A 12,974-nucleotide genomic window follows, 5' to 3' on the forward strand; every position below is an offset into this window, starting at 1 on the left:
TCGGGTCACTTATCCTCAATGTCCTCGCCCTCGTAGTGGATGACGACGGAACTGAGGCGCGCATAGGTGCTTCCGGTTGTCCGGAAGCGCATGCTGATATGCGTGGAGCGACCGAGACCGGGCCGGCCTAGACTGTTGAATGTCGTCTCTGTTTCGCGGCTGACCGTGTCTTCGGCGGCGCGGTTCGTGGGCTCCAGCGCCACCGACGTCTCCCATTCGCCTTCAAGTGCAGCGTCGACGCCCGTGAAGGTCTTGTCCTGTGTCGGGGTGTTCGCGTCCAGATAGGGTAGCCAGGCTTCGGCGACAGTCGCATCATAAGCCAGTGCGGCAGCCTGGCCCCCGTAGGAGAAAATCCGGTTGCCGGAACGAATGAAGACGCGCCGGTTGAAAACGACCAGTTCTTCGACGTTGAAATTGATCTTGGTCGATCCGGAATAGTAGCTCGGCTCATAAGTGGACCACGCGCTGACCTTCGCCCCATTGAAGAAGCTGAAAACGAAAATGATATCCTTCATCGCGAGCCAGAACCGGCCATCGCGCGGCTCGATCGCCCCGATGACGGCCTCCCGCTCCGCGAGTGACAGTTCGGTGAGCTTCTTCGTCACGAGCGTGTCGACGGGCACGCCGATATCCGTTGTGGCGGCCGCGTTCGAACTGTCGCGCGCCTTCAGCGATCGCAGGCCGCTTTCGTCGAGATAGAAGATGTCGTTGTCGCCGAATTGCGTCACGCTCTTGGGCGACAAGGTGCCCGTGTTGTTGAGCGTCTGTGCGAGGCGGTTCAGCGCCGGATCGGGATCCACATACTCGACCAGAACCGTGCGTTCGGCGAAGACGGCCAACTTGTCCTGATACTTCGCGATTGCCGTCAGCTTTTCGGAGCCGGACGTCTCGGACGCCATGTCGATGAAGCCTGCGCCGACATTGTCGGTCGACCACTTCGTCGGCGCGTTGATGCCGGAAAAATGGAGCACGGAACCGGACGTCGAGTAGATTTTCTTGCCGGCGGTCTTGACGAATGCGCCCGGCTGGAACGCGCCGTCCGCGCCGCCGGACATGTTCTCGATCAAGCCGATGCCGACCGAGCCCGAGGTCGATGCGGCGATGACACGCCCGTTCGCCGCAACGCCGGGCACGGCCGCGGTGATGTTCACCGTCGCGCCGGTCACGGTAGCGGTATAGTCCGGCGTGGACGCATGCGTGTTGATGGCCTGCGCAATCGCCCACGCCGTGGTGACGACGTTGCCGGTGAACGGCACGGGTCCGGCCATGATGTTCACACCGCCGACCGTCACCATGTTGATCTGGTTACCGGAGCCGGGATTGCCGCTGAGAACGCTCAAGGAGCCGGTCGCCGCCACGGCCTTACCCGACGCGCCTTCGGCCAGTACCAGCCCGGACGACGGCGACACCGTGAAGCCGTTCGCCAGGGTGAAATCGACCGGAAAGCCATTGGCGGCGGTGCCGACATCGACGGCGGCGATGTTGACGGTCGCGCCGACGGCCGTTGCCGTGTAGTCGGGCGTCGAAACGTAGGCGTTGATCGCCGCGGCGAGGAGAGCGGCGGTGTTCTCGTTGGAGGTCGCCCACAGAACCGGCGCGCCCATGATCGGGACGCCGTTGACCCTGATGTTGGTCATCTGCGAGGTCGTGCCGTTCGCGCCGCCGGCCATGTTCACGATCGATCCGACCGTGACGTCGCCCGTCGGCAGGACCGACACGACGCGGCCGTTCGCCGCCGAGCCGAGCGTTGCCGCCGTGATATTCACCGTCGCGCCGACGGCGACCGCCGTGTAGTCGGGGATGGACGTGAAGAGGTTGATCGCCGCGGCGACGGCCGTTGCCGTGCCGGCGTCGTCGCCTGTGTGTTCGATCGGCGCGCCGATAATGGAGATGCCGCCGACGGTGATGTCGTCGATCGTGTTCGCAGGATCGCTCGTTCCGCCCGTGATCGTGAAGGAGCCGGTCGCGGCGACCGCGCCGACGACCGTTCCGCCCGTGACGTCGAACGAAGCGCGGGCGCGGCCGTCGTACCAGTCGTCGACACGGATGCCGTAGAAGAAATGGAAGATCGAGCCGTCCTCGAATTCGCCGACAACGTAGAGGGTCGACGAAAAGAGGTCGTAGGAGCGGATGCGGACTAGCGGCGTGACACCGTTCGGATGCTGCAAGCGCTGATAGCGGACGTCGGCAGGGAGACCGCCTGGCGTCGGCCCGCTGCCGAACACGACGAGCTTGTCGACCGCCGCGGCAAGGCCGACCGTACCGGCCGGGAGCGTGTACTCGGGAACGAAGGCGGCACGCTTTTCGAACTCGCCGCCGCGCGAGATATGGCCGTTCTTGGCGACGACGAGCGCGCCGCCGGAGGTCGTCTCCTCCATGCGCCGGGTGTCAAGCCCGCCCGTGAACTCTCGGACCCATATCGTTCCCATGGATCACGATCCGGTGCCGATGACTTCGTCGCCATCGTCGAAGGTGAGGATGAACTCGTCGCCGGGGCTCGGCGGCAGCGGCGGCTGGACGATCGTGACGTTCCGCTCGTTATAAACGCCGAACGGAACGCGCTTGACGCCGCTCTGCTGGCCGCAGCCGAACATGTTGAAAACGCGGCGCGGCTGCTGCGCGCCGCGCAGCTTGCCGTAGCGCGCCTTTGCCAGTTCAAGCTTGTGGCTGGCGCTCTTGTCGCCCTTGCTGGCAAGAAATTCCGCCGCGGCGTAGAGCACGATCAGCCTGTCGTCAAGCGTCGCGCGGTCGGTGTCGGCGACCATCTGCTGAAGGTTCTTGATGCCGGTGATCTTCAGCGTACCTTCGAGCGTGTCGGGATCGCCGTCGGTGTCGGGGATCGGCCAGATCTCGATCCGTTCATCCTCGGTGATCCGCCAGCGCTGCGGCGGCCACTGCCGTTCGTCAAGGTTGCTGTTGAACGTCGTGAAGTGGCGGGCGTCGATGCCGGGGCGCAGCGGGCAATATGCCTGGTCGCGGTAAACCTCGATATGGCTGATGCGGTCAATCGCCATGTCTCCCGGCGGATCGTAGTAGCGCTGGCCGGCTGCCAGAAAGATCGTGCGGTCGACGCGCAGCAACGGCCAGTCGTAGTCCTCCCACAGCCACTCCTGCGTGCGCTGGAGATGGATGATCTGGCGGTCCCGGTCCTGCGCGTTGTGCGCCGGATTGAAGGACAGGCGGCATTCGGCCCGGTACAGGTCGAGCAGCTTTACGAGCGTCGTGTTCCGGGCCATGCCGCCATGCCTTTACTTGAAGAGGTTGTTCTCGCCGGAGAACTCGTCGTTCATTTCGCCGACGCCATCCTCTGCGTCGCCATCGTCAGCACCTTCGTCCTCCGGCTGCGCCGGCTGCGCCGGCTGCGCGCGGTGCAGGCGGATGGCCTCGACGATGTCGTCCTTCTTGGTGACGCCGGTCAGATCGACGCCTTCGGCCCCGGCGAGTGCCTGAAGCTCCTTGACCTTCATGGCGTCGAGACCGTCGTCATCGGCGACCGGGGCGGCCGTTTCCTTCTTCGTCTTGGCCGGCGCGGCGACCTTGCGGCCGGCGGCTGCGTAGAGCTCATCCGGCAGTTCAAGCTCGTCGAACGTCTCGAAGACGCGGGCGGCCGCGCCCGGATAGAGATCGGCGACGGCGGGCGAGACGCGGCGCTCGCCTTCCTGGCGGCCGTAGACTTCGGTCAGCCGGCCGATTTCCTGGCGATGGGTGCGCTCGACGCTGCCCTTCACCTCGATGTCGAAGACGGCATCCTCGCCGTGGATGTAGCGAAGCACGGCGACCTCGGCGGCCGTCACGCCGTACTTCGGGACCGTGTTCTTGGCGTCACCGCCGATCGCGAGCATTACATTTGCGGTCTGCATGTCGAGTTCCTTCCGGTGGAGATCGACGGGGCCGAAGCCCCGCCCGGTTTACTTGACGAGGATGCCGGCCGCCTTCAGCGCGGCGATGACCTCGTTCTGCTTGTCTGCGAGCACCTTGAAGTTGTTGTTCAGGGTGGCCTGCGCGAACGCGCCGCCGACGTCGGCGACCGTGTCGCCCGTCGTGCCGGTGGCGGCCGTCAGCGGGACGATGGCGTCGACGCGGATATCCGGGTTGTACGAGCCGTCCTCCGTGTTGTCGCCGAAGCTGGCGAGCAGGGTCGAACCCGCCGCCCACGTCACGCCCGTGTTGTTGGTGATCGTGATGTTCGACGATCCGAAGGTGAAGGCCACGGCTGCGCCGGACCCGGCCTGCGGATAGGCATCGTTGTTGTTGATGACGACGCGACCGCCCGTGCTGCCGATCAGATCGCCCTGCGTCTTGCCGGCGGGATAGGCGACAGTGACCGTGTTGCTGTCCGTGACTGCGGAGGCGAGAACCGCCGAGGTATTTGCGAGAGCGCCCATGAGCGTAGCTCCGTGTTCAGTGAGAAAAGGCGGGGCGCGGTCAGCGCCCCGTGTCGGGTCTCGTCTTACGCGATATCATACACGGCGGACGTGTTGAGCGCGCGGGCGACCATGACGGCGGTCGTGGTGATGCCGTTGTACATGGTGTAGCGGTCATACGGCCGTGCCGGGGCGTGGCGCTGCATCCGCTTGCCGTTGAAGTACAGAAGCTGGATACCGTTCTTGCCCATGGCGATGACGTAGCAACGCTTGGACAGACCGAGATCATCCATCGTCGGATCGTAGATGATCGGGTTGCCGGCGTGCTTCGGATCCTTCATGGAGCCGTCCGGAACGTTGTCGTTGAAGGCCCAATCGCCCGCGGAGTAGCCGTTGGCGCGCAGCTCCATCTTGTAGCCGTCGATGAAGGCCGAGCCGGCGAACCACTTCCACGAGACGCCACCGCGCGAATAGCGCTTCAGCTGGCGGATCTCGGTGTCGAGGAACGCGGCGAGCGCGCCGCCGTTGGCCGGGTTGACCGTGATCGCGCCCTGGCCGCCGACGCCCGCGTAGGCGGCCGTTGCAGCGCGGTTGCGCCACCAGGGATAGATCGCGCGGTTCAGGCCGCCCGTGAGGCCCGAGAGCGGGTTCGCGAGCAGGATGGACTGGATGCCGGCGAGCGCCTTGGCGTCCGAGGAGCCGTCCTGATGCAGCAGGAGATCGAGCGACTTGGCGTAGTCTTCGCCGAGGTCGTCGTTCTTCTCGTCCAGCACATTCGCCAGCGCGATCTCCTCGCGGCCGTCGACGAGGTTCGTGTTCTGGTCGGTGCCGTCCTCGGTGACTTCGATGCCGTTCTGCTTGAGCTCGGAGAAGGTCATCACCGTGCCGATATGGTGCTCCTTGCCCGTGTACTCGACGCGCTTGGCCGTTGCCGGGTTGTAGTAGGAGACCTTGTCGTCACCCGAGTAACCCTGAAGCGAGCCGCCGCCCTGGCCGGACTTCACGCCGATGGACACCTGAAACCCGTTGCCGCCGGCAAAGCTGCCCGCGGTGCGGTTGAAGGCATCCAGCATCGGCTTGTTCTGGACGTTCTGCTTGAAGAGCGTGCCCTTGTTCAGGTACTGCTTCAGCGTCGTGTTGTTGATGTTGGCGATTTCGTCTGCGGTAAAAGCCATCTGAGGCTATCCTTGTTGCTCACGAAGCGCGGCGGTTTGCCCGAATGATATCGAGCGTCGACATTTCCGCCGGCTGCTGGTTTCCTGCGACCTGCCCGCCCATCACGGGGCGTACCGCCTGCTTAGGCTGCGGGGCCGGCTGCGCGGGCTTGAAGCGGTCGTTGACCGTCTTGTATGCCTTTGCCAGCTGATCCTTCACGCCTTCGGCTGTGGTCGGCACGCCTTCCGTCCGCTGGAGGTAAACGACCTCCCGCTGGATGTCGGGCAACTTGGCGGCGAAGTTCGGATCCTTGCGCACGCGATCGGTCTCCCAATCGCTGGCGGCCTGCTGCATCGACCGCACGCTGTTCTGCTGAGACGTGCGCTGCTCGCGCTGCTCGCGGAACGACTGCTGGCGCTGCACGGAAGCTACGGACGCCTTGGCCCGTGCGATCTCGATCGCAGCTTCCTTGGAGAGCTCCCCGGTGGAAACGCGCTGCTGGAGATCGTCGGGCAGAACCTCGCCGGCCGCGATGAGCAGGTTCTGGATGGTCGGTTTCATCCGCTTCCACGCTTCGACGGGGTCGGTCTTCATGAGACCGCCAATCGTGAGCATGTCCGCGGCTTCTTCCGAGCTCAGTCCCGCATCGTCGAGAAACCCGACAACGTTCTGGTAGCGCTCTGCATCCTGCCGGAGCGGTTCGACTTCCCGCTCCATGGCGGTCAGCTTCTCCTTGAACTCGCGGCGTTCCTTGACGACCTGTTTGAAGCGCGGGTGCCGGTTGAACGGCACGTCGGCAAACTCGTCGTCATCGGCGGATGCGGCTGCTTCCGATCCTTGTTCACCTTCGGCTGGCGAGGCCGGGTCAGTCTGCCCCCGGCTTTCCTTGACCACGTCGCGGACAACGGAAAGCAGATCGGCGTCCTGTTCGCCTTCAGCGGGTGACGAGGCCGCGGCCGCAGTATCGCCAGCGGGAAAATCGCCCCCGGCAACTGCATCGTCGATATCGGACACGATGGACGAGTTCGTGTCGTCGATTTGATCGTCCAAAGAGGGCATATTCGTTCCTTTCGGTCGGTTAGGTTTACTGCATGCGGATCATTGTCGCAAGTGTAGGTCGGCAAAACCTACGCTTGATTGCTGCTATGTCGCCGTTTTGCGCGTCGGGACTGGCCTTGTTTGAATTTTTCGCTCGCCCCTATGGCCGCTGCTATCTTACTGCCGACATCCGCCTTATATTGCGGATCCGCCCATTTGTTTCGCATGGCCGCTGCTTGTGACGCTCTTCTTACGGGATCTTGATAGCTATCCTGCCGCGCCACTCTCATCTTTTCGCGGAACCCCGGTGCGGCCCACGTAGCTTTCCTGATCGCAGCCATCTTAGCTTTATGCTCGGGATCGGCCCATTTTTCCTTTCGGCTAACCCTCTGCTTTTCCCTGTGAGCGGGATCGCCCCACGCTGCTTTACTCGTGGCCGATAGTTTTTGTTTGACTCTCGCTGAAGTACCTTTCGCTCGCCCTCCCGGTTTATGGTTCAAACCTTGCGGGTGCATAGTATCAAGCTTGTCAATCCAATGGCACTCACGCGCGTTTAGCTCGCCAACCGGAGCTTCCTCCAGTACATGAAAGCTGAAAAACTCGATGCCGGTCGCGCGAAGTTGCCGCGCAAGCGGCGTGTGCCGCTGTTTATGCTGCGCCCATCTCGCATTTGGCGATTGGCGTGTTTGCCCAACGTAAACTATGCGTCCCGCCAAACGCGAATATATGCCGTATATACAGCCGACACCTTTCGTCATGACACTAACGCGGGCTCCGTCTGATTAGACCCAAACGCAGGACCAGACCCTCCTTCGCGATCCGGTTTTGGCGCATTATTTGCGCCCTGCGCACCCTGATTGTTCGGGTCGTCTTGTGGCATCGCGCTAGTAGTCTGCCGCTGTTGGTTCATCGCAGCAATCGAAGGTATCCCGGCAGCGATCGCTTCCGTGATATCGATCCGGTCGTCCATACGCCGGATGACCTCCTTTGCCAGCCACGTCGGCTCTACGCCAGGTATCTGGATCAAAAGAGGCAGTAACTTTTGCATATTCGCCACCTCGACAGCCTGATTAGGCTTGCCCGTCGAGCCGGCCTCTACCTCAAGAAAGATTTCGCCCGCGATCTCGGCGAGCGTCATCTCCGGCCACACCGCGCCGGGGCCGACGACCTCAACGACCTTTTCCGGCGACATCTCGCGCTGGAGCACCTGACCGGATGCGCGGGCGATGACCGTCAGGAAGCTGTCCAGATCGTCGATCGAGGAGGCGTCGGAAGCGTTCGTCGCGTTGGCCGCGATCGCGCTCTCGGTGGCCGTCGCCTTGGCGACACCGCCGTAGTTCGCTTCCTGGCTGCCGCCGACCAGCTGCATGTCGGTGAAGGTCTGCCCGGTCTCGTAGAGGTTCGGGTCGACGCCGGGCACGGGCATCGTCTGGAGCACCGTTTTGATGTCCGTCTGCGGGTCGATGTTCAGCCCTAGCATTTGAAGCGGACGCAGGTTCGCAAGCATCATCGGATCGTCTTCGTCGGCGAACGCGCCGTTCGCGTAGACCCACCGCGGCCGTGCCGCGTTGCGATGCTCCCGCAGGCCCTGCCGCGACCGATTGTATTCGCGCTGCATGTCCAGCAACAGCGTGACGTCCGACGGCGGGAAAAGCTCCTCCTCGCTTTCGACGGCGTTGAAGGTGAGCGCGTAGACGGGCCAGAAATCTTCAACGAAGATATCAGGTGCGGCAGGCGGTCGCAAAAAACCCTGGTGGCCGTCGGCGAGGTAATAGACGAGGCCGGACGGCTTGTCGTAGCGCTTCCAGACGCGCACCATATCTGTCTTCTTGCGTTCCGACGGCCCCCACTCGTATTCGTCGTCCATGACATTGCTGGCTTCATAGACCGATCCGGAGCCGTTTGCAGCAGCGTATTTCGTGGCGCTGTCCGTCAGGTCGACGCCGAAAATCTCACGTACCTCACTGACCGAATAGTCGTATTCGAGCGTGATATGCCCCGCGCCGACGAAACCGTCGAGATACTTGCAAAGCCGATCCGGAATGACCTTGGTGGCCTGCGGAAAATCGAAGATCAGGCCTTCGCGCAGCACGATTTCCGGCTCCGACTGCAACTGCGCAATCGATGCTTCAAGCTCGGCCATCTCAGCGTCGTCTTGCCCGATCTCGCCTTCGCCGACCTGTTCGGCCAGGTTGCGCAGATGATCGAGCCGGGCGCGGGCGTCGGCCAACTTCTCCTGCATGCCGGGACGCGGCCCGGTCTCGCGCTGGAAGCCGATTTCCACATAGCCGACGCAGGCGGTGATGGCGCGCCGGACGACCTGCTTCATGCCGCGCTTGAAATCGAGCGGCTTCTGCTCGCGCATCGCCTGCGCGAACAGGATCTCCAGCGTCTTGCCCATCTTGGCGATCTGCTGGCGGCGCGCATAGCCCTGCTGGAAGTCGGCGATCAGCGCCTGCGCCTCCATGAAGCCCGGCGGCAGTTGCGGCTCCATCAGCGGCTGCTGGCCGGTGAGCGGGTCGGCCGGCATGACGGAGGACATGGCCTGCGCCTGCTGCATCGCCATCTGGCCCATCTGGATCGTCTGAAAGGCCAGTTCGAGCGAAGCCGGGTTCTCGTCGAAAATCTGGTAGTCGAGCGTTTCGCGGCGGCGCGCGACGGCTTTCGGGTTCTTGGCGTAGAGCGCGGCCGTCTTCATCTTGACGTGGCGGCCGATGATATTCGCCTTGTAGTTCCCTTCGCCCCATTCCTTCTCGGCTCCCCACATCGCGACGTGCATGTCACGCTTCATGCGGCGGAACGCCTTCTCGTGGTGGCGCTTGTCCTCCTTGATGCTCTGGATGATCGCGGCGACAAGGCGGCGTTCGCTCTCGGCGGGCGTCGGGTTCTTCTCGTCGACGTTCTCGTCGGGGAGGGCCGCGCCGTCCGGCTGTCCGGCAATGTCGTCCGTCATTTCACCCACAAACATCAAAAGCCCCCAGCCATCTGGATCGCGCGCTGCTCATTTTGCCATCTGTCGGCCAGTTTCACCCAGGCCAATGTCCCGAATTCGGGCGTCTCTTTTCGCTTTCTACCAGATTTGTCGCTCGCTGCGAACTGGCTTTGCAGGCCGAGGCCGATATAGGCCAGCGCATCGACGAAGTCGTCATGCGTGCCGTTCGGAAAAGCCATCATCTGCGCGATGGCCTTCTCGGTCCAGAACGCGCCCTGCGGGAAGAAGACCTTGCCCATGGCGACGCGGGCGACAATCGACTGCGCGCGCTGCGCCTTGTCGGCGACCGGCGTGACTTCGCGGATGTTCATGAAGATGCCGGTCTCCAGCATGCGCTTGTGCAGGAAAGGGCCGATCGACTTCGAGATGTGACCCTTTTCCGCCCACCACAGGAGCGGGCGCTGGTCGCCGCGGCACATGTCCAGCATGGCTTCCGTGGCGACGTCCGATTTCATCTTCCGCCAGTCGCACTCCAGCAGGTAGATGTTCGACTGCTTGTCGACGCCGATCTTCAGCAGGACCGTGAAGTCGTTGCGCTGGCCTGTCGCGACGGCGTGGTCGCTCGCGCCGTAGATGCGCAGGTCTTCCGGCAATTCGTCCGGCTTGTAGAACCGGATGCTCTCGCGCTTGAAGAGATCGCCGTCGAGCAGCGACGGCCGCTGCTGGTAGAGCGCGGCGAAGCCGAGCGGATCGAGGCTCTGCTGCTCCTCCAGAAATTCCAGATCGAAGCGATCCGGGCCGTCCGGCCACAGCGGTTCGCCCGGCTTGCGGCCGAGCGGATCGTCGTCCTCGGCAATCGCCGGGATGTTGATGATCTTGATCTTCTTCGCCAGCTTGGCGTTGTAGTGCGGGTTTTCCGGATCCGTGAGACGGCCGATCGGATCGTCGGAATGCCAGCGTGTGAACGTCATGATGACGATCTTGCGACCCATGCGACGGGTCATGGCGACCTTCGTGAACCAGTCCCATGCCTGGTCGCGGATTGCCTGGCTCGACGCCTCCTTGGCGTCCTTGATCAGGTCGTCGAGGATCAGGACGTGCGCACCCTGGCCGGTCAGCGAACCGCCGCGGCCGACGAAAGCCCACTTGCCGCCGGCCGTCGTGATCAGCTTGTCGGAGGCCGAGCCGCCGCGCACGAGCGAGACGTTCGGGAACACCTGCCGGAACTGCGGCGTCTTGACGATAGTGCGCACGTCCTTGCCGAAATCGGCGGCGAAATCGTCGTTGTAGGTCGCCACGACGCCGTGCTGATGCGGAAAACGGCCGATCAGCCAGGCGGGCAGCTTGCGGGAAACTTGCTCCGATTTTCCGTGCCGCGGCGGCATCGTCAGGATGACGAAGGTGTATTCGACCTCCTCGTTGATGATCGCTTCGAGCACCTTCGCCACGGCGCGGTGATGCTTCGCGTCCTTGTAGCTCGATTTCTCGACGTCATTCGGATCGGCCGGGTCCGGCGAGGTGATCTTGATGAACGGCATGAAGGCGGTGCGCGCCTGAAGGGCCTTCTGCTGGCGCTTCAGCAACCCGATCTGCTTGTGAAGCTCGACGTCGGCCGTCTCAGCCGCCTTCAGCGCGGCCTGCTCGCGCTCCCAAGAGACGCGCTTTCCGGTTTTCGGATTGATGCGATCTGCGCCGGACATCAGGGCGTGAAACCCGTCGGGTGCGCCTTTTTCTCGGCGTTGCTGCGCACCTCCTGCGCCAGGACGCGGACCTCAGTGCGCACGCTGTTCACGCTGTCGTTCAGCGTGTCGAGCTTGGTCCCGAAACGCTCCAGAAGCGCGGCCATCTGCGCCTTCAGTTCGGCAATCTGGACGGCCTGCTGATCCTGCTGGAAACGCAGCTGCGGGATGGGCTGGATCTGCGCCCGGATGTCGGCGAAATTCCTGTCGGAGACCGTCGCCCGGTCCTGCTGCGCGTCGCGGATCTCGGCAACGTCCCGGTTGAGGTTCGTCCAGACGATCGCGCCGCCCGCCACGTTGATCATCGCCACAATGGCGAAACCGGCGAGATTGAAGACGTTCAGACGGGCCTTCTCGAAGACGATGGGCATAGCGTTGTCCGCGTTGTCGTTCGTCATTTCCAGCATTTCTGCGCTTTGCCGTAGCGGTCGGTCGACAGCACCCACCGGGCGATCGGCTCTTCCTTCAGCACGAAGTTCACGGGATCATTGATCTTCGGCGGTTTCGTCCAGCCCGCGCAATTGCTGGCATTCGTCTGGCAGCCCGCCAAGGTCAACGCACACGCGATACCGATCAACGCCCGAAACCTCATCGTCGATCCCTTTCCTCTTCTCGTAGGCCTCGACCGTGTCCTGAAGCTGCTCGATCCGTCCGCTCGACAGGCCCTTCATGTAGCTGCCGATCGCCACCGCGCCGAGCACGGCGAAAACGGCGACGACCTTGTAGGGCAGCGGGATCATGCCGGCAGATCGAGCGCATCGGCACGCTGGCGCTGCTTGCGCGCCGCGTACCAGCGCCAGCCAAGGCCCCCGACCGTCAGGACGACGGCCGATACCGCCAGGGCGGCGATGGCGCTGTTGATGAAGCTGGAGGAGCCGGCGAGCGGCGTGATCTGTTCCTGCGCCTGGCGGATGGCTTCGGCGAGGCCGCCCGAGGCGAGACCGCCGCCGGTCGCCGCGTCGGCCACTGCCTTGACCGGCGCGGGCTTGGCGTCCTCGACGCGGGCTTTCGCCTCGCCGCCGGGGACGTAGGCGGCGGTAATGTGGCCGACAGTGCCCTTCTTCGCCCATGCCTGGCCGGTGGCGCGCACCTCGTTCACGCGGCGCGTCCAGCCCTTGCCGAACGTCGGCCACGTCTTCAGCGCCCGCAGAAACGCCATCCGGCGCTCGCAGATCGCCGCGATGAGCTTGTCGTGGTCGGGATGGTCGCACACAGCGGCCAGCGTCGTCGGGCCGATCATCCCGTCGACCTTGACACCGAGCGCGCGCTGGAGCCACTTCACGGACTGCGCGACGCCCGAATTGACGGCCCCGTCATAGACCACGTAACCGACGCCGGGCGGCAACTGGTCGCCTTTGATCGGGTGCCAGTAGCTGCCGCGGTAGATCGCCAGCCGCTCGGTCTCGTTCAGCTGGCGAACGGAGCGGACGGGCAGGCCGTTGCGGCGGCGATAGTCGTCATAGACGCGCTGCGTGACGCCGCGGTTCGTCGCGCCGCCGGGGTCCTTGGGGTGGTTGACGTATCCGCCCTCGTGAACGCTGACCCGCTCATCCGCCTGCTGAAACCGGTCGATCATGCGTGTCCTCGTGTCGGGCGTTGCTGGCTTATGTCTGCCGACAACCTACAGACACGGCGCGGAAATGGCAAGAGCCGCTGCGCGTTGCGGACGCAGCGGCTCCAGCGATCAAGCCTTCAGCACGAACATCCGGCGGAACAGGGAGGAAAACTCACCGGACGGCCTGAATG

Annotated in this window: 11 protein-coding genes; all 11 read right to left on the reverse strand. The window is 63.8% G+C overall.

Annotation, left to right across the window (positions count from 1 at the left end):
• Positions 1 to 5: 5 nt before the first annotated feature.
• The 11 genes from AABQ55_RS05365 to AABQ55_RS05415 all read right to left on the reverse strand — a co-directional run bounded on the left by AABQ55_RS05365 (position 6) and on the right by AABQ55_RS05415 (position 12,804).
• Positions 6 to 2,429, reverse strand: coding sequence for a hypothetical protein (locus tag AABQ55_RS05365; RefSeq protein ID WP_338341849.1), 2,424 nt, complete (start codon positions 2,427 to 2,429; stop codon positions 6 to 8).
• 3 nt (positions 2,430 to 2,432) lie between these two features.
• A complete protein-coding gene (locus tag AABQ55_RS05370) occupies positions 2,433 to 3,236 on the reverse strand; it encodes a phage adaptor protein (RefSeq protein ID WP_338341850.1) in 804 nt (267 codons plus the stop codon).
• Between the two features lie 12 nt (positions 3,237 to 3,248).
• Positions 3,249 to 3,860: a hypothetical protein gene (locus tag AABQ55_RS05375; RefSeq protein WP_338341851.1), complete on the reverse strand. Its 612-nt coding sequence runs from the start codon at positions 3,858 to 3,860 to the stop codon at positions 3,249 to 3,251.
• Positions 3,861 to 3,908: 48 nt separating this feature from the next.
• Complete coding sequence (locus tag AABQ55_RS05380; protein ID WP_338341852.1) at positions 3,909 to 4,385, reverse strand: hypothetical protein; 477 nt, start codon at positions 4,383 to 4,385, stop codon at positions 3,909 to 3,911.
• 65 nt (positions 4,386 to 4,450) lie between these two features.
• On the reverse strand, positions 4,451 to 5,539 hold the full coding sequence (locus tag AABQ55_RS05385) for a phage major capsid protein (RefSeq protein ID WP_338341853.1): 1,089 nt from the start codon (positions 5,537 to 5,539) through the stop codon (positions 4,451 to 4,453).
• A 19-nt stretch (positions 5,540 to 5,558) separates the two neighbouring features.
• Positions 5,559 to 6,578, reverse strand: coding sequence for a hypothetical protein (locus tag AABQ55_RS05390; RefSeq protein ID WP_338341854.1), 1,020 nt, complete (start codon positions 6,576 to 6,578; stop codon positions 5,559 to 5,561).
• A gap of 733 nt (positions 6,579 to 7,311) precedes the next feature.
• The gene (locus AABQ55_RS05395) at positions 7,312 to 9,525 is read right to left on the reverse strand and encodes a hypothetical protein (protein ID WP_338341855.1); all 2,214 of its coding nucleotides are present in this window, start codon (positions 9,523 to 9,525) and stop codon (positions 7,312 to 7,314) included.
• Positions 9,525 to 11,189 carry a phage terminase large subunit gene (terL, locus tag AABQ55_RS05400; protein ID WP_338341856.1) on the reverse strand — a complete coding sequence of 555 codons (1,665 nt, stop codon included), beginning with the start codon at positions 11,187 to 11,189 and terminating at the stop codon, positions 9,525 to 9,527. The genes AABQ55_RS05395 and terL overlap by 1 nt, the downstream gene beginning before the upstream one ends.
• A complete protein-coding gene (locus AABQ55_RS05405; RefSeq protein WP_338341857.1) occupies positions 11,189 to 11,626 on the reverse strand; it encodes a hypothetical protein in 438 nt (145 codons plus the stop codon). Before AABQ55_RS05405 ends, terL begins: the two co-directional genes overlap by 1 nt.
• Before the next feature lie 87 nt (positions 11,627 to 11,713).
• The gene (locus AABQ55_RS05410; protein ID WP_338341858.1) at positions 11,714 to 11,968 is read right to left on the reverse strand and encodes a hypothetical protein; all 255 of its coding nucleotides are present in this window, start codon (positions 11,966 to 11,968) and stop codon (positions 11,714 to 11,716) included.
• Positions 11,965 to 12,804 (reverse strand): glycoside hydrolase family 108 protein, encoded by an 840-nt coding sequence (locus AABQ55_RS05415; RefSeq protein ID WP_338341859.1) that lies wholly within the window; start codon positions 12,802 to 12,804, stop codon positions 11,965 to 11,967. Before AABQ55_RS05415 ends, AABQ55_RS05410 begins: the two co-directional genes overlap by 4 nt.
• Positions 12,805 to 12,974: the final 170 nt, after the last annotated feature.

The organism is Shinella sp. WSD5-1, from assembly GCF_963942435.1.
Taxonomy (GTDB): domain Bacteria; phylum Pseudomonadota; class Alphaproteobacteria; order Rhizobiales; family Rhizobiaceae; genus Shinella; species Shinella yambaruensis.